Consider the following 20,111-nt stretch of genomic DNA (forward strand, 5'->3'; position numbering starts at 1 on the left):
GGATCTCTACCAGATTAAATTACTAGTTTTAGATTCATAAAAAAATTGTTTCAGGCCATTCGTCTGATTCATTTAAATAACAACTAACAATTTAAAACTATGTACCTAACTAAAAAATTATTTTACAGTCTATTTGCTATTCTATTTATTGTAGCATGTAGCAAGGATGACGATGTTGAGATCACAGGTCTTGACTTTACTATTACAGCTAATGCAGACGACGCTCTTCAAGTAGACGTATTACCGACTGCAAATGGAGCTGCTACTTATGAAGTATATTTTGATGCAGTTGGTGCACCAACTTCATTTGTGTCTACAACTGGTGACGCTGTTACTAGCTCTTATCCTGAAGCTGCTGCAACTTACACGATTAAAGTAATTGCTAAAAACACCAATGGTGCTCTAGATGTTGAACTAACAAAAAGCCACACAGTAGATTATATTGCGCCAAGATCTATTGCTAATTTTGAAGGAAGCGATAATGTTACCTTAATTGCTGCATCTTCAGAAATTACTGCAGTAGCAAACCCTGATGCTTCTGCAGCAAACTCTTCATCTAATGTAGGGCAAGTTGTTACAACAGGAGATGCTTATGAAGCTTTTATATTTGCTCCTAATACGACAATTAACATGACTGAATCTGCTAACCAAGTTGTCAAAATGGACTTTTGGCAAGAAAATGCTGAGGACGTTATTCTTTTAGCTAAACTTGAGGGACAACCAACTACTGACTCTGCATTTTTGGATGTTGAAGTTGAAGTTACCGCATCTGAAGCAGGATGGCAAACTGTGTCTTTTGACTTTGGAAACAACAGAAGAAATAGTTACCCTAATGGAGATGCTGCTCTAGCGGATCTTGGAAATTACTATAAAGTTGTATTTTTTATTGGATTTGGAACTAATACTGCAGGTACTTACTACGTTGATAATATTACAGGTGGTAGCGATGGAACTGCTATACCAGATACAGATGGAGATACAGTTGTAGACTCTGTAGACACTTGTCCAAATGATGCTGGAGAAGTTGATAATGATGGTTGTCCAGCGACTAGTGCGCTCCCCTCTGATGATTTTGAAGGAAATGGAAACATTGATTGGAATGCAAATAATCTAGGAACTCTTTCTGGAGATGCTAATTTAATTACGGAAGCTAACCCAAGTTCAACAGGAATAAATACATCTGCAAATGCTGCTAAATATGAAGATTATGGAGCTGGACAATATGCAAATGTTTCTTTTGACGTGTTGACACCTTTTGACCTTTCATCAAATAATATTATTACTGTAAAAGTATTTGTTCCTACACCATCAACTGCTTTTACTGCGCCAGCTCAACTTGAGTTGAAACTTCAAGACAAGACTAGTTCTGAACCTTGGAATGGACAAGTATCTGTTATACAGAGTTACACTTATGACACTTGGCAAACCCTTACGTTTGATTTTTCTGCTCATGCAGCTGCAACTAATTTCAGTAGAGTTGTTGTTCAGTTTAACGGAGAAGCCAACAATGAAGCTGTAACGGCTTACATCGACGATTTCGTTATGGGGTCTGGAAACTAATTATACTTATTATCTAAACCCCCTTTCAAAAGGGGGTTTTTTTATGTTAAAAAAGTATATTTGATATAATTAATACGCGATTCATAATGAAAGTAAAAAATAGAATAATACCTAATTTACTGGTCGTCTTGCTATTAGCTTCCTGTAGTTCTGAAGGAGATGATCCAGTGCCGTTTGATCCCGATCAAGAACAATTGAATGACACCTTAGTTTGGTTTGATGAATTCAATGACAATGGATCACCAAATAGCTCCAAATGGACTTATGATATTGGTAATAATGGTTGGGGTAATAATGAAGTTCAATTTTATACGGATAGAACTCAAAATGCAGCTGTTAGAGATGGAATTCTTTCAATAACCGCTAGAAAAGAAAATTACAACGGATCAAATTATACTTCTGCAAGATTAAAAACCCAAGGAAAATATTTCTTTACATACGGAAAAGTTGAAGTACGGGCAAAGTTACCAGCTTCTGCAGGTACATGGCCTGCACTTTGGATGCTTGGAGCTAACTTTCCAACAGTAGGATGGCCAGCATGTGGGGAAATTGATATTATGGAACAAAAAGGATGGGATAAAACAAGAATTTCATCTGCATTGCACAACGACTCAAGCTCTGGTAATACTAGAAACGTACGAGAAAAAAGTCTTCCCAATTCTACTAGTGAATTTCATGTGTACGGGATGAACTGGACAAGAGATAAAATTGAATTCTCTGTTGACGGAACAGTGTACTACACCTATAGTCCCCCTGACAAAAACAGTGCAAATTGGCCTTACGATGAAGCTCAATTTATAATCATGAATGTTGCAATGGGAGGAACTTTAGGAGGCGATATTCCGAGTGATTTTACAGAAAGTGTTATGGAAATCGACTACGTAAGAGTTTACAAATAAATCCAACCTAATAAAAATTAAAATGTTTAAAAAATACTATATATATCTACTCTTAATTGTAGGTATCACTTCTTGTGATCAAAAACCGCAATTGAGTGAAACCGAACAAAAAGTTGAAACCTTATTAGCTAAAATGACCTTAAAAGAAAAAATAGGTCAGATGAACCAATACAATGGTTTTTGGAATGTAACTGGACCCGTTCCTGAGGGAGGCGATGCCCAAGTGAAATACAACCATTTAGCGGAAGGATATGTTGGCTCTATGTTAAATGTAAGAGGAGTTAAAGAAGTTCGCGAAGTTCAAAAAGTGGCAGTTGAAAAATCGCGTTTGGGAATTCCGCTAATCATTGGTTTTGATTTAATTCATGGATATAAAACCATCAGCCCAATTCCGCTGGCAGAATCTGCAAGTTGGGACCTTGAGGCAATAAAAAATTCCGCAGCTATTGGAGCAAAAGAAGCTGCTGCTGCTGGAATAAACTGGACCTTTGCTCCTATGGTCGATATTACTCGTGATGCCCGTTGGGGAAGAGTAATGGAAGGAGCTGGTGAGGATCCTTTTTTAGGAAGTAAAATAGCTGCTGCACGTGTTCAAGGGTTTCAAGGTGATGATTTATCCTCTCCTTATACTGTTGCTGCTTGTGCTAAGCACTTTGCTGCCTATGGTTTTGCAGAAGGTGGACGTGATTATAACACCGTAGATATTGGGTTAAACACACTTCATAATGTTGTTTTACCTCCATTCAAAGCAGCTTTGGATGCGGGTGTAAAAACATTTATGAATTCATTCAATGACTTAAATGGTATTCCTGCAACTGCAGATAAATACTTGCAACGTGATGTTCTTAAAAGCGAATGGAACTTTGATGGGTTTGTGGTTTCTGACTGGGGTTCTCTTCGAGAAATGATGGATCATGGTTACGCTAAAGACAGAAAACATGCTGGAGAATTAGCATTAAACGCTGGTTCTGACATGGACATGGAATCGTACATATATCATGAGGAACTTGAAGGATTATTAGAAGAAGGAAAAGTAAAACTAGCCGACATTGACGATGCGGTTAGAAGAATTCTGAAAGTAAAATATGAATTAGGATTATTTGAAGATCCATATCGCTACTTAGACGAAGCACGTGAAAAAGAAGTGACTGGTTCACAAGAAATTTTAGACGGTGTTTTAGATATGGCAAAGAAATCTATTGTTCTTCTAAAGAATGAAAATAAACTTCTTCCTCTAAAGAAAAACGGTCAAAAAATAGCTCTCATTGGTCCTCTTGCCGCAGATAAAAACAGTCCGCTCGGAAATTGGAGAATCGGTGCTGCTGATCACTCTGCTATTTCTGTCCTAGAAGGATTACAAGCTTACAACGGAAATACAATTAAACACCAACAAGGAGTTAAACTTGTAAATAAAGTTCCTGCTGGTTTTCATGAAGAAGTATCTATTAACGAAACGGACAGAACTGGATTTGCAGCTGCAAAAAAAGCTGCTGCCAAAGCAGACGTAGTCGTTATGGTTTTAGGAGAATATGGTTTTCAATCGGGAGAGGGTCGCAGTCGAGCTAATTTAGATTTACCTGGACTTCAACAAGAATTATTAGAGGAGATTTATGCTATAAATCCAAATATTGTGCTCGTTTTAATGAACGGTAGACCCCTAGTTTTAAACTGGGCAGACAAACACCTCCCTGCTATTGTAGAGGCATGGCATTTAGGAACACAAAGTGGACATGCAATTGCTCAAGTGCTTTATGGAGATTATAACCCGGGAGGAAAACTTCCTATGAGTTTCCCGAGAAGTGTAGGTCAAATGCCTTTGTATTATAACGGAAAAAGTACAGGCCGACCGGGTGCAGATGGTGAAGATAAAGGAAGTGTATTTTGGTCTCACTATGGTGATGAAGAAAACACGGCTTTATATCCCTTTGGATTTGGTTTAAGCTACACTAGCTTTAACTACTCTGATATTTCATTAAACGCTTCAGAAATGACAGCTACAGGCTCTATTGAAGCTTCTGTTGAGGTTACTAATACGGGAACAGTTGAAGGAAAAGAAATTGTACAGTTCTATCTACAGGATATTCACGCAAGTGCAGTTAGACCGGTACGAGAACTTAAAGGATTTGAATTGATAGATCTTAAACCCGGTGAAACTAAAAAAGTAACTTTTACAATTGATGAAAAACTACTCCAGTTCTATTCTGCTAATAACACGTGGGAGTCAGAAACAGGGGATTTTAATGTTTTCATCGGAACAGATTCCACAACAGATAGAAAAGTCACTTTTAGTTTGAAATAAATGAAATTTAACGCTTTTTTTATTGGATTAATAAGTTGTTTTGTGCTTCAAGGGCAAGCAACTGAGAGAAAATTAGTTTGGGCTGATGAATTTAATCAGCCCAAATTAAATCTGGACTCATGGGTTTTTGAATTAGGTGATGGGTGTCCAAACCTGTGTGGTTGGGGAAACAATGAAAGACAAATATATACCAAAGAAAATCACCGGTTACAGGATGGTAATCTTATAATTCAAGCAAAATTGAAAGACGGCGTTTATACTTCAACGCGAATAACAACAAAAGACAAAATTGAATATACTTATGGTAGATTTGAAGTTCGCGCAAAGCTTCCTGTGGGTCAAGGAGTATGGCCTGCATTTTGGTTGTTAGGAACTAACATTACAGAAGTAGGATGGCCTCTTTGTGGGGAAATTGATGTGCTAGAATATGTTGGAAAAGAACCTGGTGAAATTTTCACATCGTTACATACCCAAGCAAGTCATGGCGAAACCATTAACACTAAAAAAACAAAAATTGATTCTATTGAAGCAGGTTTTCATATTTACGCAGCCGATTGGGATGAAGATCAAATCGAGTTTTTTGTAGATGGTGAATCTGTTTATACTTTTAAACCCAAAAACAAAAGCAGAGCGGAATGGCCTTTTAATCAACCTTTTTATATGCTATTAAATTTAGCTATTGGAGGAAATTTTGGGGGACCTGAAGTGGATGATCGTATTCTTCCTCAGGAATTTATAATTGATTACGTAAGAGTTTATCAATAAATTATTCTGTAAACATCAGTTTTTTCATCAATTTTCTCAACATAAAAAACGCACAAATTGTTACGGTTAATAAAATCAAGCCGTTCTTATATTCACCATAAATAAAATATCCTGTACTAAATAAAGCTCCATAAATAGCAACAGATCCAACCACCATACACAATATTCCTGTTGGAATATTCCAAGCTCTTTTCTCTGTAATCAAATCGATTCCTGCACTTTTTGCATCCTCAATCACTTGGTTCCATCCAGGTCCTCCAGGCTGAGTTACCCTATAGAACTCATTCAAAGTTTTGGTGTCAGAAGGGGAGGTTAATAAGGTAACTACAATCCAAGAAATTGTTGTAATTAGAACTCCTAAAACAAGTTGAATATCGTTGGCAATTGGGTCGAATCCGAGTTTTGTGTGAATTAATTTGAAATAAAGTGCAAGAATAAAAGAAACAGTCATCGCGGTTATTTCACTGTATGCATTAATTCTATACCAAAACCAACGCATAATAAACAACAAGCCGGTCCCCGCACCTATTTGAAGTAAAATCTGGAAGGCTTCAAGTGCATTGCTTAATAATAAAGCAAAAAGCGCTGAAGCGATCATTAAAATTAAAGTGCTCCAACGACCTACACTTACCAATTCTTTTTCTGACGCTTCCGGTTTAACAAAACGCTGATAAAAATCGTAAACTACATAGGAAGAACCCCAGTTTAGGTGGGAAGAAATGGTGGACATAAAAGCTGCAATTAAAGAAGCAACAATTAACCCAATTAATCCAGAGGGCAAAAAGGTCATCATTGCTGGATAAGCTAAATCATCTTTTACAATACTCGGATCGATATTGGGAAATGCTTGCTGTATGGATTCTACATCTGGAAAAATAATTAAACTAGCTAGAGCTATTAAAATCCAGGGCCAAGGTCGTAAAGCATAATGAGCAAAGTTGAACAATAAAGTAGCCCAAACTGCATTTTTCTCATCTTTTGCTGATAACATTCTTTGCGCAATATAACCACCTCCACCCGGTTCTGCTCCAGGATACCAAACACTCCACCATTGAATTGCAATCGGAAGTATAAACAAGGTGATTAGAACGTCTGTTTGCTCAAAATCAGGAATAAAATCCAATTTTGGAACAACATTTGGGTGGTTCAACAGGACGTCTAAACTACCTATTTGAGGCAAATCTATGATATAATAAGTAGCCCAAAATGTAGCGCCCATTGCCAAAACAAATTGGAAGAAATCGGTGATAACCACTCCTTTTAATCCTCCTAAAGAACTATACAAAACGGTTACTATCGAAGCGATAACTAACGTCTCAACTGCAGTAAAACCTAGAAGAACGCTTCCAATTTTAATGGCCGCCAAACATACAGAAGCCATAATCATGATATTGAAAAAAACACCTAAGTACAAGGCTCTAAATCCACGTAAAAAAGCGGCTCCTTTTCCACTATAACGCATTTCATAGAATTCCAAATCGGTAACTACTCCCGATTTACGCCAAAGTTTTGCATATACAAAAACAGTAAGCATACCGGTCAATAAAAAAGCCCACCATACCCAATTTCCAGAAACTCCATTCTTACGTACAATGTCCGTTACTAGGTTTGGTGTGTCTGCAGAAAAAGTAGTAGCTACCATAGAAATTCCAAGAAGCCACCAAGGCATATTTCTTCCCGATAAAAAAAATTCTGTTGAACTGGTACCTGCTTTTCTTGAAACTACTAACCCTATGATTAGCGTTAAAGCAAAAAACAAAATAATTATACCCCAATCTAAAGTTGAAAGTGCCATGTGAAATTTGGTTTAGTTTTCAATGTATGAAAAATTGATTTGTTTCAGAACTGTTTTTCCAGGAGTTTAAAAAAATCTCCAATAATCAATAAACCTTCTTTTGTTGTATGATTAGGAACATGTTCTTCCAAAGGAACTCCAAACATTTCAGGGGTACTTGTTTTTAGCATGTTTGAAATTGCAGTTGGCACTTTTTTTTCATTTCTATCTGGATGAATGGATCCATTTTATAATGAAACGATTGAATCAAAAAACACAAAAGAGAGGACATTAAGCTGCGGATGGGATCATCTTTAATAGAATTGTCGAATGTTTACAAAAGGTTTGCCACTAATAGATGGGCTGTTTTTGGAGTGCCGTTAATCCACTAAGTGGAGCTTCAATCTCCCTAGAAGTTACGCCACAACAATTTTCGGACTCTCCCCTGGGCAGATGGAAAAACACTCCTTCATTATAAAATAATACGTTAATCAAACTTTTTTTTTAAAATTAGAGTATTTTTACGAAGGCTGTTTTTAAGATTAATTTTATGAAGTTTATTTCAAAAATATTGTTCTTTTTTGTTTTATTTATTCTTGGGAGTCAAGATTTAAAAGGACAAACTGATGCAGTAAAAACAAAAGCTTTTAAAAGTAACTTACCGAATGAGCGTTCCTTGTTACCCAAAAAAGATCCAAACGAATTGCCTAATTTTTTAAAGGTAGAATTCTTTAAAGGCGTCTCCAATTCAAACAAAAATAATCCTTATTTCGATCGTCCTGATATCGACATGAGTAAGCAAGAAAACTTTATAGATCCTGGTACCTATTATTTAGAAAAACTAAAAACTCCAGAAAGCAATAGAAATCCTGTGAACTATAAAGTAGATCAATATTTAGGAGATTTTAAAAGCAATGCTCCTTATGTTCAGGTTATATTTAGAGATCATGAGGTTGCCGATGGAGATCGAGTACGTATCCTATATAACGATCGTGAAGTAGAAGCTAATGTACTGCTACAAGAGCGGTTCAAAAAACTTAATGTCAGTCTAATTCCGGGGTTTAATAAAATTGAATTTATCGCTTTAAACCAAGGTGAATCTGGTCCAAACACAGCAGAAATCAGAGTTTATGACAACGAAGGGGGACTCCTGATGGCGAATCAATGGAATTTGGCAACAGGAAATAAGGCTACCTTAATTGTCGTAAAAGAATAAAGTAGAATTCTTACTCTTTTTATTGAATTACATCTTATTTGTCTAGGCTTTTTCTATCTTTAAATTTCATGAATTTTATCAATTCCGCATTTCAACAATTACTCAGCTCAATCGAGCTCATAATGTTTACACTTGTCATTGGTGGCGGACTTTTTTTATTGATTCAAGCTCGAGCAAAACCTTTACTTTTAATAGGCACTTCTTTTAGATTATTATTTAGCAAAGAAACTGGTGGTGGAATTTCAAGGTTTCAAGCACTTTCAGCTGTTTTAGCTTCAACCGTTGGTCTTGGAAATATTTCTGGAGTTGCTATTGCAATATATATGGGGGGTCCTGGGGTATTGGTATGGATGTGGGTCACGGCTATAATTGGAGCTGTTATTAAATTCTATTCCTGCACTTTAGCGGTTTTATTTAGAGAACAAGAAGAGGACGGAAGTCCTTTAGGAGGGCCCATGTATTATATGAAAATAGCCTTGCCGAAATTTGGAAAACCCTTTGCAATTTGGTTTTCTGTTGCGGGTTTATTTGGTGTTCTTCCCGCTTTTACTGCCAATCAACTTACCCAAACTTTGGTTAGTGTACTTGATCCAAACCAATATGTTGATCTTGGAGACTTAAATTGGAAAATAATTATTGGTTTAGTTCTAGCAGTTATTAGTGCTTTTGTAATTCTCGGAGGGTTAAAGAAAATAGTAGAGGTTACCTCAATGCTTGTTCCCTTAATGGTGGGGCTTTATTTCAGTATAGGGGTTACCATGTTGGTTTTAAATTCAGAGGCAATTTTACCTGCATTAAATCAAATTTTCAGTCAAGCTTTTTCTATAAAAGCTGCTGCAACAGGAGGCTTTTGGACGCTTGTTATTTTGGGGGTCCGCCGAGCTGTTTTTTCTAATGAAAGTGGAATTGGAAATGCTCCAATGTACCACGGCCAATCGAACACCAAAAACCCGATTCACGAAGGGCTTGTTGCTTCTTTAGGACCTTTGTTAGATACTGTTTTGGTATGTTCTATTACCGGATTGATAATTATCATTAGCGGCGCTACAGAGCTTTCTGATTTAAACGGAATTGAATTAACCCTGGAAGCTTTTAATAGATTATTCTTTGGGATAGGGGACGAATTACTCTTACTCATGGTTTTCGTTTTTGGAATCTCAAGTTTATTTACATACTCCTATTACGGAGTAAAATGTCTTGGATATTTAACCCAAAAAAAATGGGGTCCCTGGTACAACTACATCTACATTGTTAGTATTGTATTCTCGGCTATCGCAACCGTAGACTTAGTAATTGGAATCATCGATATTTCTTTTGCCCTTATGGCAATTCCAAATATGATCACCTTAATCTGGCTGTCTTCAAAGGTTAAATCCTTATTATTCCCAAAACAATCGTTAAGTTAGAAAGCTATTTTTTGTACTTTTAGTAAAGCATCTCAATTCTGTGTCGTTATAAGAACGTCTGATTTGTATTTGTAGATAGCTTAATTCCTAAATCAAATACACGGAGATAAAATTATTAATTATGATTTTTAGAAACATACAAGGAGTATCGATTGATCCAATTTCGTACACAAAAGCTATTATTGCCAAGCATCCTTATGTTACTATTCATGTAGGTACAGATTCTCAAAGTATAGCCAAACGAACTCAATACGCAACCGTAATTGCTTACCGTTTTGGAAATCGTGGAGTACATTATATTGTTCACAAAATAGGGTTTCCTAAAATAAAAGATCTATGGACGCGTCTATGGAAAGAAACTGAAATGAGTATCGACATTGCAGAAAAAATGAAAGAATCTTTAAATATTGATATTCAGATTGATATGGATTATAATGAAGATGAAAACTTTAAGTCTAATCGATTGGTAAATGCTTCCCGTGGTTGGGCAAATTCTCTTGGTTACACGGTAAACATGAAACCCAATATACAAGTAGCAACTCGAGCTGCCGACCATCATTGTAAGTAAGTGTAATTTGAATAAGTTCGTTTGAATATAGAACGACTACAAATTAAACTAAAAATGATATATTTGGTTTTTATTGAAAATATTACAATTTATTTATGAATGCATTTATCTTCGACCTCGACGGAGTGATTGTTGACACTGCCAAATACCACTATATTGCTTGGAGAGAAATTGGAGCGTCTTTTAATTTTAAACTTTCGGAATCACAAAATGAAAATTTGAAAGGCATCAGTCGTGCAGATTCTCTGGATCTACTTTTAAAGTGGGGAGAAACAGATCTTGATGCGGATCAAAAAAACGAATTGCTGGCTCAAAAAAACAACCATTACTTAGAACTCATTCAAGAAATGGGAAAAGATGAAATACTTCCTGGAGTACTGACGATTTTAAACTTTACTCAAGAAAACAAAATCCCTGTAGCCCTCGGTTCTGCAAGCAAAAATGCGCAATTAATTCTAAAAAAATTAGATCTATTGCCTTACTTCAATAGTGTAGTAGATGGGACTCATGTAAAGCAATCTAAACCGAATCCTGAAGTGTTTTTGTTAGGGGCCCAAAACCTAAAAACAGCCGCTGAATCTTGTGTTGTGTTTGAAGATGCAAGCGCAGGAATAGCCGCAGCAAAGTCTGCTGGTATGACTGCTATTGGAGTCGGAGACCCAGAAGAACTCAAAGATGCTGATTATATTTTTAATTCACTTGAAGAAATAAACCTAACTCTTCTAAAAAAATTAGCTGCAATTTAATGAAGGCACAAAACTATACCTTAGACCCTTGGAAAATCCTTGAACAAGGATGGGATCCTGAAAATGTTAAATCTTCTGAAAGTATTTTTAGTATAGGAAACGGCGCGATGGGACAACGTGCCAATTTCGAAGAAAAATATACCGGCCCTACCTTCCAAGGTAGTTATATCGGTGGGGTATATTACCCAGACAAAACAAGAGTTGGCTGGTGGAAAAATGGATACCCTGAATATTTTGCTAAGGTTCTAAACGCTCCGAACTGGATTGGTATTGATGTTCAGATTAATGGTCAAGTTTTAGACTTAAATAGCTGTAAAAACGTATTAGACTATTCTCGAGAACTTGATATGCAACATGGAACCTACACAAGGATTTTTGAATGTACACTTCAAGACGATTCTGTTATTCATGTTAAAAGCGTCCGATTTCTATCTCTCGATCAAATTAATTTAGGAGTCATTCATTACACTATAACAGCAGTTAGTGGAACTGCTAAAGTAAAAATTAGCCCCTATCTCGATGGAGGAATTACTAATCAAGATAGTAATTGGGAAGATCAATTTTGGCAGGTTACTGATGTCTCAGCTGAAAACAACTCTGGATTTATTGAGTCGCACACCCTCAAAACCGATTTTAAAGTTTGCACTTATATGGAAACTGAATTTTGGGAGGATAAAACCAAGTTAAATTTAGTTGGAAACAACGAAAGTAATGATGATACTATTACTTTAAATTACGACACAGAAGTTGCTAAAGGAAAGAGCATTAGTGTAATAAAATACGGAGGTTATATAACCGATCGTAACCAATCTAAAAACAGCTTAAAGGAGCAAGCTCGCGTAGAACTCAAAACAGCTAAAGAACTCGGTTATGATGCCTTACTTGAAAATCACAAAACAGAATGGGCGAAAATTTGGGAACGAGCAGATATTAGAATCGGTGGCGATGTAAAAGCCCAACAAGCAATTCGGTTCAATATTTTTCAACTAAACCAGACCTACACAGGAAATGATGCCGGTTTAAATATAGGCCCGAAAGGTTTTACAGGCGAAAAATATGGAGGAAGTACTTATTGGGACACAGAGGCTTACTGCATCCCTTTTTATATGGCTACAAAAAAACAAGAGGTTGCTCGAAACCTTTTGGCCTACCGTTACAACCAATTGGACCGTGCTATAGAAAATGCAGGGAAACTAGGTTTTACAGAAGGTGCCGCTTTGTATCCAATGGTAACTATGAATGGAGAAGAGTGTCACAATGAGTGGGAAATTACCTTCGAAGAAATTCATAGAAATGGGGCCATTGCTTTTGCAATTTTCAATTACGAACGATACACCGGAGATGAATCTTACATCCCTGAGATGGGTCTTGAAGTTCTAATTGGGATTAGCAGATTTTGGGCGCAGAGATTTAATTTTTCTGAAGCCAAAAACGCCTATGTTATGCTCGGAGTTACAGGGCCTAATGAATATGAAAACAATGTAAACAACAACTGGTACACAAATTATATTGCTAAATGGTGTTTGGAATATACAGCTGAACAAATTAAAAAAGTTGAGGATAATTATCCTAACGACTTTAAAAGAATAGCTTCCAAAACCAAAATTAATGCAGACGAAACTGAACAATGGGAGTCCATTACCCAAAAAGTTTTCTTTCCTTATGACAAGCAGAAACAAGTGTTCTTACAACAAGACGGATTCCTTGACAAAGAACTAACTGCTGTCTCTAACTTGGATCCTAAAGAACGCCCTATAAATCAACATTGGTCTTGGGATCGTATTTTGCGATCTCCCTACATTAAACAAGCCGATGTGCTTCAGGGTTTTTACTTTTTTGAAAATAACTTTGATATAGACACCCTTAGACGCAACTATGATTTTTATGAACCTCTCACAGTTCATGAGTCTTCTTTATCTCCTTGTGTGCACTCAATTTTAGCTTCTCGCTTAGGGAAAGATGATCAAGCTTATGAGTTTTATCTTAGAACAGCTCGCTTAGATCTAGATGATTATAATGCTGAAGTTGAAGAAGGACTTCATATTACAAGCATGGCAGGGACGTGGATGAGTATTGTCGAAGGTTTTGCTGGAATGCGAGTTGAAAACAACCTTCTTTCCTTCCGTCCTAATGTTCCAAAAGCTTGGAGCGAAATCGAATTTAGAATCAACTTTAGAAATGTAATCTTGTCGGTTACTCTTTCTAAAGACTCCGTATTGTTTTCTACTAATTCCGATGCTACTTTAAAACTATTGGTTCATGATGTTGAACACGAAATAAAAGGGAGCACTAAAATAAATTTATAAAATGAAAGTTTTTTTATGTCTGTTTTTAAGTGGATTTTCTCTTGCTTGGGGACAAATTGAACGGGTCGAACCCCCCAATTGGTGGGCAAACATGAGGAATAGTTCTATTGAGTTAATGCTTTATGGGACCGACCTTGGAACCTATGAAGTTGAAAGCAAAGACCTTTTGATTCAAGAAAGCAGCCGAACAGAAAACCTCAACTACCTTTGGCTAACACTCGATTTGTCGGAGGTAAAACCGGGAAGTTACCCGTTGACTCTAACTAAAGAGGGCGCAAAATCCATTACCCTAAATTATCCTGTTTTAGAACGTTCGAAAAACGCATCGATTAAAAATGGGTTCGATTCTAGTGATGTTATTTATTTATTAATGCCCGATCGATTTGCAAATGGTGACCCCTCTAATGATGAAGATCCGAACGTTTATGAAGGAGCCGACCGAGATAATCCCGACGGAAGACATGGAGGAGATTTACAAGGTATTATTAACAACCTTGACTACATAGAAGAACTTGGAGCAACTGCTTTATGGCTCACTCCTGTTTGTGAAGACAACGATAAACAAGTTTCCTATCACACCTATGCGCAAAGTGACCTATACCGAATTGATCCGCGATTTGGAACCAATGAAACCTACAAGACTCTTGCTCAAAAACTCCATGAAAAAGACATGAAAATAATCATGGATTATGTTACCAATCATTGGGGAATTGAGCACTGGATGATGGAAGATCTTCCGAGCCCTGATTGGATTCATCAATTTGAAAACTATACCAATACGAACCACAGAAAAGAAATTTTCTCCGATCCATATAAAGCGAAAATAGATTACGACGAACTTACACAAGGTTGGTTTGTACCCACTATGCCTGATTTAAACCAAAGCAATCCCAAGGTTCTTACTTATTTAACACAGAACGCAATTTGGTGGATCGAATACGCAAATCTAGACAGTTTTAGAGTCGATACCTTCCCCTACAACGACCCAGAACCCATGACAAAGTGGGTCGGTAGTATTTTAAACGAATATCCTGGTTTTACAATTGTTGGCGAAGGCTGGATGCACAGTTCTATTCACACCTCTTATTGGCAAAAGGATAGTCCTGTTGCTGCAATAGCAGACTTCAACTCCCAACTTCCGTCTGTAATGGATTTCCCATTAACAGACGCTATTGGACTTGCGTTTAAAGAACACAACAGTCACTGGGAAGGGGGAACAACCCGTTTTTACAAAAACTTTCAAAACGATTTCTTATATCCCAACATCGATTTAGTTCTCAACTTTGCTGAAAACCACGATACCAATCGAATTAATGATATTTATCCTGAGTTTAAAAACTATTCTCAAGTAATGGTACTACTCGCTACAATTCGAGGAATTCCTCAAATTTATTATGGGAGTGAACTTGGAATGGCAGGTAAAAAATCGAAAGGAGACGGAGATATTCGTCAAGATTTCCCAGGGGGTTGGCCGGGGGATAAACAAAATGCGTTTGTTGCTGAAGAACGCACCAAAAAGCAAAAACAATATTTTGACTTTACCGCCAAACTTCTCCAATGGAGAAAAAACAAAGCGGTAATACACAAGGGTAAAACTCTACATTTTATCCCTCAAGAAGATGTTTATGTTTATTTCAGAATACTAAACGAAGAGCGTGTTATGGTTGTTTTGAATAACAATTCTGAAGCAAAAACAATAGACCTAAACCGTTTCAAGGAGGGCATTCAATCGTTTTTGATTGGCATCGACGTTCTTAGTGGGAAGCAGTTCGACCTCAGTTCCAAGCTTTCAATTGGAGGCGAGCAGAGTCTTGTTTTAGAACTCAACTAAGAACACTCCACCCGATACCACATTGTTTCAATGGTTTGTTCCCCCGGTCGATTAGTTTCTCCATCGGAGGCGCAAGAATCTTCTTGTGTACTAAACTGATCGGTATAACACAATTCTTCGTTCGTATTGTCGCAAGCAAAAGTTGTTCGGATAAAATATTTTTTGGTACACGGACAGGTCGGTTCTGGTTCTATTACTTCCGAAGAACAGCCAACAAGAACTAATGCAAACAAAAAGGAACTCTTTATTTTCATAAATTTAATTTATTCCCAATAATCGAACACTAAAATATCCTCTGTAAAAGGAACAAATAATTTTACAAAAGCTTGGTGAATTGGGTGAGGAAGATAAATTTCATCTCGGTCTGTTTCTTTTTCAAAATACAGGGTTAGGCTGTGCGTATATCCTTTAGAAAAACCTTCTGGAGAAACATTCGTCGAATAGTTAAGATTGTGTACCCCTTCGATTTCTTTTAAGCTTAAAGCACCTGCCTTAATCTCTTCATGGGTATTAGCACTAACACTATCGTTGTACTTGATTAAAACAATGTGTTGTAGTTTTTTAGTTTGCACTGGCGTTTCGGGTTCAGAGGTTGAATTACAGGAATAAGCTGCAAATGATAAAACTAAGATTAAAAATATTTTTTTCATGGGAAAAGAATTAGGTGATTTTATGAAATTTAAAAAATGCGTCCAAAACACTTTTTGGAGTTTCTATGTGGGGATAATGTCCGGCATTTTCAAGAAAAAAAGTATGCGATTTAGGTTGTAATTTTTGAAAAAACAAAGCTGTTGCATGACCCGAAATAGGGTCTTGAATTCCGTTGATCATAGCCATGGGTATGTCGGGTTTTTCTATGGGAGCTCTCCAGCGTTTACAATAAGTTTTCCGTTCTGCTAGGTAACTCAAGATGATCGGAATCATTTTACGTCCTTCATTCAGCTCCAGCAGATTCCAAGAAGACTCCAAAAATTCTTTTGTTGGAGGGTGCTCTTTACTGAAGATGTCGTGCATTGTTTTATGAAATGAATTGAACGACAGTAACCTTCCTAACAACGGGCCAATAAAAGACGCTAAGAGCTTCTGTATGGGTCTGGGTGTATTCGCTTCAGGAAACATGCCTCCGTTCATAAAAACAGCCGACAACCAAGTAACCGTTCCTTTATGTTCTCGATTTCTAGCTAATAATTCTTGCACTACCGTATCTCCGATATCGTGTGCAAAAATATGTGCTTCTTTAATTTCTAATTCCTCCAATAATAACTCCATAGCATCTGCCTGCGCCATAATGATGTCTTTTTTTAAAGGAGCTTTTGAAATCCCCAAGCCCACTAAATCAGGAACGATACAGTCAAATTTAGCGGTAAGCTCTGGAAATATAGGTGCAAAATCCCAAGACGAAGTCGGAAAACCATGTACACAAAGTAGCGGAATTCCAGTTCCTTCCCGAACATAAAAAATAGAGCGGTCTCCTGAAACAAAGGTCGTTCCTTTTGCGTACCAAGATTCGAGATTCATGTTGTTATTTTTAATGAAGATAGAAAAACAACTTCGATCAGAAAATTATTCGCATTCTATTCTTGTATTTATCCTGTATGGTCTTCAAAAATTTAAAAGGAAACCATTAACCAATTTTTACTTTGTGACTTAGGTCACAGCTTACTTTATAAGAAAGTGTAACTTCATATAATTATAAAAAACAAGTTCTATGAAAAAAATATTCTTACTTCTATGCACAGCTCTTATTACTGCAACTTCCTTTGGAAACACAAAAACAGAGGACTTCGAAAAACTAAAATCCTTAGAAGGAAAATGGATGGGTACCTTGGAACGAACTGACGGAACCTCGGATAAATTTGAACTCAACTATTCGGTTACTTCAAACGGGAGTGCTATTCTTGAAGAAAGTGATACAGGGGGTATTGAGATGCTTACTATTTTTAATCATCAAAATAACGAACTGTTGTTAACGCATTACTGTGGATTGCAAAATAAACCCGTTTCTGTTTTAGAATCGAACACAAACGGAACTTATGTTTTTGTAACAGACTCCAAAAGAAGTGGTTTGTCTACTGATAAAGATGCTTTTGTTACTTCTTGGAAATTGGATCTAATGCCCGAGGATCCAAACAAAATAAGTTATCAATATACGGTTAGTGGACCCGAAGGAGTGGTGTTTGTTGCCACCGCTGTTATGACCAGAGCTTAACACAATGAAACTAAAAAAACCTTCAATTTTTGGAGGTTTTTTTAGTTATCGGAACAGCTCTTGAACCTCCGGAGTGTATTGTAATTTTTTCAGTACACGAGAAACAACCTCCCGAGAAGTTCCTAAATCTTGCGCTATCTGAAGATGGGTTTTTGAAAGTTTAACGCGGTCGTTTTCGAACTGATGTTTCATTAGATAATTAAGCAATCGGGTTTCGATGTTTAAAAAAGACAACTCCTCGATCGTTTGTATCGAATTTGAGTAATTCGAAACCAACAAGTCGATGATGAAACGATTCCAAATCGGGTGCTCCCCCTGCCACTTTTTTACCATTTCGTTAGGCACCGCATTGATAACACAGTCCGATTCGGTTACTGCAGACACTTTGCTTATTTCATCGCCCAAGCCAGCGATAACCGACATGAAACAGGTTTCCCCATTTTCTAAATAATACAGCAAAACCTCTTTCCCGGTTTCGTAACTTTCGATATAAACTCGAATTTTCCCGCTTACCAAAAAAGGGATGTCTTTTACCGGGTCTCCAATCGATACAATCTGCGTGTTTTTTGGAACATTTAAGAGAGTTCCCTGTGAGGATAATTCTCCTAACAGCTCCTTTGTTAAAGCTTCTTTGTATTTCATTAAATATAGTCTTGAGTTTTAAAGTTAAAGAAAATTTTAATTCAATGAGCTGATAATCATGCTTTAAAATAGTCTTTAATTCTTTTTTGTCTTGCTAAAAGCAATTAAAATACTTATATTGAATGGATTAACTCTAAAACTATTTTTATGATGACCGAATTCGAAATTTATCAATTAGCAAATCAAATATACATTAACAATGCCATCTATACGATTGCTGTTATTTTAATGGTTACGCTTTCTTTTTATTTAATTAGAAGATCTAAAGAGCTTAATTTCCCAACTTACGGGAAAGTAATTCTAACGTTTTTCTGTACGTTTCCAATTTATTTTGGACTTGAAGTGGCTTCTTATTTCTCGCTGAACCAAAAAAACTTAGCGTTCCAACTGGCAGAGCTTCAGGCTTCTGGTGTAGAAATATCCACTGTTTCGAAAAGCTTAGTCGAAAATTCGTTGTATACCCTTGCAGATGGACCTGCAACCCTGGGTGCAGACCTCCCTTACCTCGTAATGTATGCGACCATTGGGATTATGTTCCTTGCCGGAATCTGGGTTAAAACTCCAGAAAGCAATTGAATCTGACTTTTGTGTTTTATACAAACCCCCGTTCGAATGAATTGGGGGTTTTGTTAGTTTTTTGAAAGACTATCAGCCAGGCTTTCGCCTTGTTCTATTACGCGCCAAAAAAAGCAAGTTGTTCCCACTGGTAGTTCTGACGATATAGATGGTAGGGGTTATGTAATAGCTGGTGTAAAAACCAACGACCCTGTTTTGTTTATTTTTTAGGGCAGCGGGTCTTTGTGGGGGTCAACAATTCCGAGTATATTAGAACTATAAAAAAACAAACTCCATGATCAATAAAAGACAACTATTAGCCGAACGTCCCAAAGGAATGCCGAGCGAGAGCACTTGGAATTTTGTAGAAGAAGACGTTCCGGAACTACAGGAAGGAGAAATTCTGGTCGAGCAAAGCCACATATCGTTAGACCCAGCAATGCGCGGGTGGATGAACGAAACGCGTTCGTATATTCCGCCTGTGGGTATTGGCGAGGTCATGCGTGCTGGAAGTGTAGGAAAGGTTATTGACGCTAAAGGAAGCGCCAAATTTAAGGTAGGCGACTACGTTACCGGATGGGGAGGCGTACAACAATATTATGTTGGTGACGGATCTGGTTTTGTGCAAATTGAACCCAACCCAGACCACCACACTAAATACCTTGGGGTTTTGGGAATGCCCGGAATGACAGCCTATTTTGGGATTCTAGAAGTGGGTGAAATTAAAGCTGGAGATGTTGTTTTGGTTTCCGGAGGTGCCGGAGCTGTTGGTTCTGTTGTTGGACAAATTGCAAAAATAAAAGGCTGTACGGTTATAGGAATTGCTGGAGGTCCCGAAAAGTGTGCCTATATGACCGAAGAACTCGGTTTTGACGGTGCCATCGACTATAAAAACGAAAGTGTACTCTCGGGAATTAAGCGAAATTGCCCAAAAGGAATCGATGTGTATTTCGATAATGTAGGGGGTGATATCTTAGATGCTGCTTTGATTTTTATTCGTAAAAACGCACGTATTGTAATCTGCGGTGCCATATCGCAATACAACAACACAACGGCAATGCAGGGACCTAAAAACTACTTGTCGCTGTTGGTTAATCGCGCTTCGATGAAAGGGATGGTGGTGTTAGATTACGCACCAAAATATCGTGAAGCAATGCAAATTATGGCAGGGTGGATGCAGGAAGGAAAATTAAAAAGTAAAGAAGATGTGTATGAGGGGATCGAGAATTTTAGAGATACCTTTTACCGACTCTTCAACGGAGATAAACTAGGAAAACTAGTCCTAAAAATTAAACCGGAATAGGGAATGAAAAGACGGGTGTCGGTTCTTTATGA

General features: G+C 37.2%; 19 protein-coding genes. 13 read left to right on the plus strand and 6 right to left on the minus strand.

Annotation, left to right across the window (positions count from 1 at the left end; translation table 11 throughout):
- Window positions 1-99: 99 nt before the first annotated feature.
- From NG655_RS00350 to NG655_RS00365, 4 genes are all read left to right on the plus strand, one after another.
- On the plus strand, window positions 100-1,560 hold the full coding sequence (locus NG655_RS00350; RefSeq protein WP_252157362.1) for a hypothetical protein: 1,461 nt from the start codon (window positions 100-102) through the stop codon (window positions 1,558-1,560).
- A gap of 86 nt (window positions 1,561-1,646) precedes the next feature.
- Complete coding sequence (locus tag NG655_RS00355; RefSeq protein WP_252157363.1) at window positions 1,647-2,459, plus strand: glycoside hydrolase family 16 protein; 813 nt, start codon at window positions 1,647-1,649, stop codon at window positions 2,457-2,459.
- 22 nt (window positions 2,460-2,481) lie between these two features.
- Window positions 2,482-4,758 carry a beta-glucosidase BglX gene (gene bglX / locus NG655_RS00360; protein ID WP_252157364.1) on the plus strand — a complete coding sequence of 759 codons (2,277 nt, stop codon included), beginning with the start codon at window positions 2,482-2,484 and terminating at the stop codon, window positions 4,756-4,758.
- Window positions 4,759-5,523 carry a glycoside hydrolase family 16 protein gene (locus tag NG655_RS00365; RefSeq protein WP_252157365.1) on the plus strand — a complete coding sequence of 255 codons (765 nt, stop codon included), beginning with the start codon at window positions 4,759-4,761 and terminating at the stop codon, window positions 5,521-5,523.
- A 1-nt stretch (window position 5,524) separates the two neighbouring features.
- Here NG655_RS00365 and NG655_RS00370 read toward each other — a convergent pair whose 3' ends face one another.
- Window positions 5,525-7,318 carry a sodium:solute symporter family protein gene (locus NG655_RS00370; RefSeq protein WP_252157366.1) on the minus strand — a complete coding sequence of 598 codons (1,794 nt, stop codon included), beginning with the start codon at window positions 7,316-7,318 and terminating at the stop codon, window positions 5,525-5,527.
- A 44-nt stretch (window positions 7,319-7,362) separates the two neighbouring features.
- On the minus strand, window positions 7,363-7,509 hold the full coding sequence (locus tag NG655_RS00375; protein ID WP_252157367.1) for a hypothetical protein: 147 nt from the start codon (window positions 7,507-7,509) through the stop codon (window positions 7,363-7,365).
- A gap of 338 nt (window positions 7,510-7,847) precedes the next feature.
- Between NG655_RS00375 and NG655_RS00380 the strand changes: the two genes are divergently transcribed.
- The 6 genes from NG655_RS00380 (at window position 7,848) to NG655_RS00405 (ending at window position 15,370) form a co-directional block, all read left to right on the plus strand.
- Window positions 7,848-8,513, plus strand: a complete 666-nt coding sequence (locus NG655_RS00380) for a hypothetical protein (protein WP_252157368.1) — start codon at window positions 7,848-7,850, stop codon at window positions 8,511-8,513.
- A gap of 68 nt (window positions 8,514-8,581) precedes the next feature.
- Entirely contained in the window at window positions 8,582-9,919 is a 1,338-nt protein-coding gene (locus NG655_RS00385; RefSeq protein WP_252157369.1) for an alanine/glycine:cation symporter family protein, read from the plus strand.
- A 121-nt stretch (window positions 9,920-10,040) separates the two neighbouring features.
- Entirely contained in the window at window positions 10,041-10,487 is a 447-nt protein-coding gene (locus NG655_RS00390; RefSeq protein WP_252157370.1) for a ribonuclease H-like YkuK family protein, read from the plus strand.
- Between the two features lie 95 nt (window positions 10,488-10,582).
- Window positions 10,583-11,233, plus strand: a complete 651-nt coding sequence (gene pgmB, locus NG655_RS00395; protein WP_252157371.1) for a beta-phosphoglucomutase — start codon at window positions 10,583-10,585, stop codon at window positions 11,231-11,233.
- On the plus strand, window positions 11,233-13,539 hold the full coding sequence (locus NG655_RS00400; RefSeq protein WP_252157372.1) for a family 65 glycosyl hydrolase domain-containing protein: 2,307 nt from the start codon (window positions 11,233-11,235) through the stop codon (window positions 13,537-13,539). The genes pgmB and NG655_RS00400 overlap by 1 nt, the downstream gene beginning before the upstream one ends.
- Window position 13,540: 1 nt before the next feature.
- Window positions 13,541-15,370, plus strand: coding sequence for a glycoside hydrolase family 13 protein (locus NG655_RS00405; RefSeq protein ID WP_252157373.1), 1,830 nt, complete (start codon window positions 13,541-13,543; stop codon window positions 15,368-15,370).
- Here NG655_RS00405 and NG655_RS00410 read toward each other — a convergent pair.
- From NG655_RS00410 to NG655_RS00420, 3 genes are read right to left on the minus strand one after another with little or no spacing between them, the layout of a single operon-like run.
- A complete protein-coding gene (locus NG655_RS00410) occupies window positions 15,367-15,624 on the minus strand; it encodes a hypothetical protein (RefSeq protein ID WP_252157374.1) in 258 nt (85 codons plus the stop codon). The genes NG655_RS00405 and NG655_RS00410 overlap by 4 nt on opposite strands.
- 9 nt (window positions 15,625-15,633) lie before the next feature.
- Entirely contained in the window at window positions 15,634-16,020 is a 387-nt protein-coding gene (locus tag NG655_RS00415) for a Dabb family protein (protein ID WP_252157375.1), read from the minus strand.
- 10 nt (window positions 16,021-16,030) lie between these two features.
- Window positions 16,031-16,888 (minus strand): alpha/beta fold hydrolase, encoded by an 858-nt coding sequence (locus NG655_RS00420; protein WP_252157376.1) that lies wholly within the window; start codon window positions 16,886-16,888, stop codon window positions 16,031-16,033.
- A 190-nt stretch (window positions 16,889-17,078) separates the two neighbouring features.
- Between NG655_RS00420 and NG655_RS00425 the strand changes: the two genes are divergently transcribed.
- Window positions 17,079-17,579: a hypothetical protein gene (locus tag NG655_RS00425; RefSeq protein WP_252157377.1), complete on the plus strand. Its 501-nt coding sequence runs from the start codon at window positions 17,079-17,081 to the stop codon at window positions 17,577-17,579.
- A 45-nt stretch (window positions 17,580-17,624) separates the two neighbouring features.
- Here the strand turns inward: NG655_RS00425 and NG655_RS00430 are convergent, their stop codons facing one another.
- Window positions 17,625-18,221 (minus strand): Crp/Fnr family transcriptional regulator, encoded by a 597-nt coding sequence (locus NG655_RS00430; RefSeq protein WP_252157378.1) that lies wholly within the window; start codon window positions 18,219-18,221, stop codon window positions 17,625-17,627.
- Window positions 18,222-18,368: 147 nt separating this feature from the next.
- Here NG655_RS00430 and NG655_RS00435 point away from each other — a divergent pair, with 147 nt between their 5' ends.
- Window positions 18,369-18,797, plus strand: coding sequence for a hypothetical protein (locus NG655_RS00435; protein WP_252157379.1), 429 nt, complete (start codon window positions 18,369-18,371; stop codon window positions 18,795-18,797).
- Between the two features lie 274 nt (window positions 18,798-19,071).
- The gene (locus tag NG655_RS00440) at window positions 19,072-20,079 is read left to right on the plus strand and encodes an NADP-dependent oxidoreductase (protein WP_252157380.1); all 1,008 of its coding nucleotides are present in this window, start codon (window positions 19,072-19,074) and stop codon (window positions 20,077-20,079) included.
- The last annotated feature ends 32 nt before the right edge of the window (window positions 20,080-20,111 follow it).

Source organism: Candidatus Arcticimaribacter forsetii, assembly GCF_910589745.1.
Lineage (GTDB): Bacteria > Bacteroidota > Bacteroidia > Flavobacteriales > Flavobacteriaceae > Arcticimaribacter > Arcticimaribacter forsetii.

What these genes read in the sequence shown, in the direction of transcription:
- NG655_RS00435 (WP_252157379.1), top strand. Translation starts at nt 18,369, where the DNA reads ATGATGACCGAATTCGAAATTTATCAATTAGCAAATCAAATATACATT.
- NG655_RS00400 (WP_252157372.1), top strand. Translation starts at nt 11,233, where the DNA reads ATGAAGGCACAAAACTATACCTTAGACCCTTGGAAAATCCTTGAACAA.
- NG655_RS00410 (WP_252157374.1), bottom strand. Translation starts at nt 15,624, where the DNA reads ATGAAAATAAAGAGTTCCTTTTTGTTTGCATTAGTTCTTGTTGGCTGT.
- NG655_RS00390 (WP_252157370.1), top strand. Translation starts at nt 10,041, where the DNA reads ATGATTTTTAGAAACATACAAGGAGTATCGATTGATCCAATTTCGTAC.
- NG655_RS00350 (WP_252157362.1), top strand. Translation starts at nt 100, where the DNA reads ATGTACCTAACTAAAAAATTATTTTACAGTCTATTTGCTATTCTATTT.
- NG655_RS00380 (WP_252157368.1), top strand. Translation starts at nt 7,848, where the DNA reads ATGAAGTTTATTTCAAAAATATTGTTCTTTTTTGTTTTATTTATTCTT.
- NG655_RS00415 (WP_252157375.1), bottom strand. Translation starts at nt 16,020, where the DNA reads ATGAAAAAAATATTTTTAATCTTAGTTTTATCATTTGCAGCTTATTCC.
- NG655_RS00420 (WP_252157376.1), bottom strand. Translation starts at nt 16,888, where the DNA reads ATGAATCTCGAATCTTGGTACGCAAAAGGAACGACCTTTGTTTCAGGA.
- NG655_RS00440 (WP_252157380.1), top strand. Translation starts at nt 19,072, where the DNA reads ATGATCAATAAAAGACAACTATTAGCCGAACGTCCCAAAGGAATGCCG.
- NG655_RS00370 (WP_252157366.1), bottom strand. Translation starts at nt 7,318, where the DNA reads ATGGCACTTTCAACTTTAGATTGGGGTATAATTATTTTGTTTTTTGCT.
- NG655_RS00365 (WP_252157365.1), top strand. Translation starts at nt 4,759, where the DNA reads ATGAAATTTAACGCTTTTTTTATTGGATTAATAAGTTGTTTTGTGCTT.
- NG655_RS00405 (WP_252157373.1), top strand. Translation starts at nt 13,541, where the DNA reads ATGAAAGTTTTTTTATGTCTGTTTTTAAGTGGATTTTCTCTTGCTTGG.
- NG655_RS00425 (WP_252157377.1), top strand. Translation starts at nt 17,079, where the DNA reads ATGAAAAAAATATTCTTACTTCTATGCACAGCTCTTATTACTGCAACT.
- NG655_RS00385 (WP_252157369.1), top strand. Translation starts at nt 8,582, where the DNA reads ATGAATTTTATCAATTCCGCATTTCAACAATTACTCAGCTCAATCGAG.
- NG655_RS00430 (WP_252157378.1), bottom strand. Translation starts at nt 18,221, where the DNA reads ATGAAATACAAAGAAGCTTTAACAAAGGAGCTGTTAGGAGAATTATCC.
- NG655_RS00355 (WP_252157363.1), top strand. Translation starts at nt 1,647, where the DNA reads ATGAAAGTAAAAAATAGAATAATACCTAATTTACTGGTCGTCTTGCTA.
- pgmB (WP_252157371.1), top strand. Translation starts at nt 10,583, where the DNA reads ATGAATGCATTTATCTTCGACCTCGACGGAGTGATTGTTGACACTGCC.
- bglX (WP_252157364.1), top strand. Translation starts at nt 2,482, where the DNA reads ATGTTTAAAAAATACTATATATATCTACTCTTAATTGTAGGTATCACT.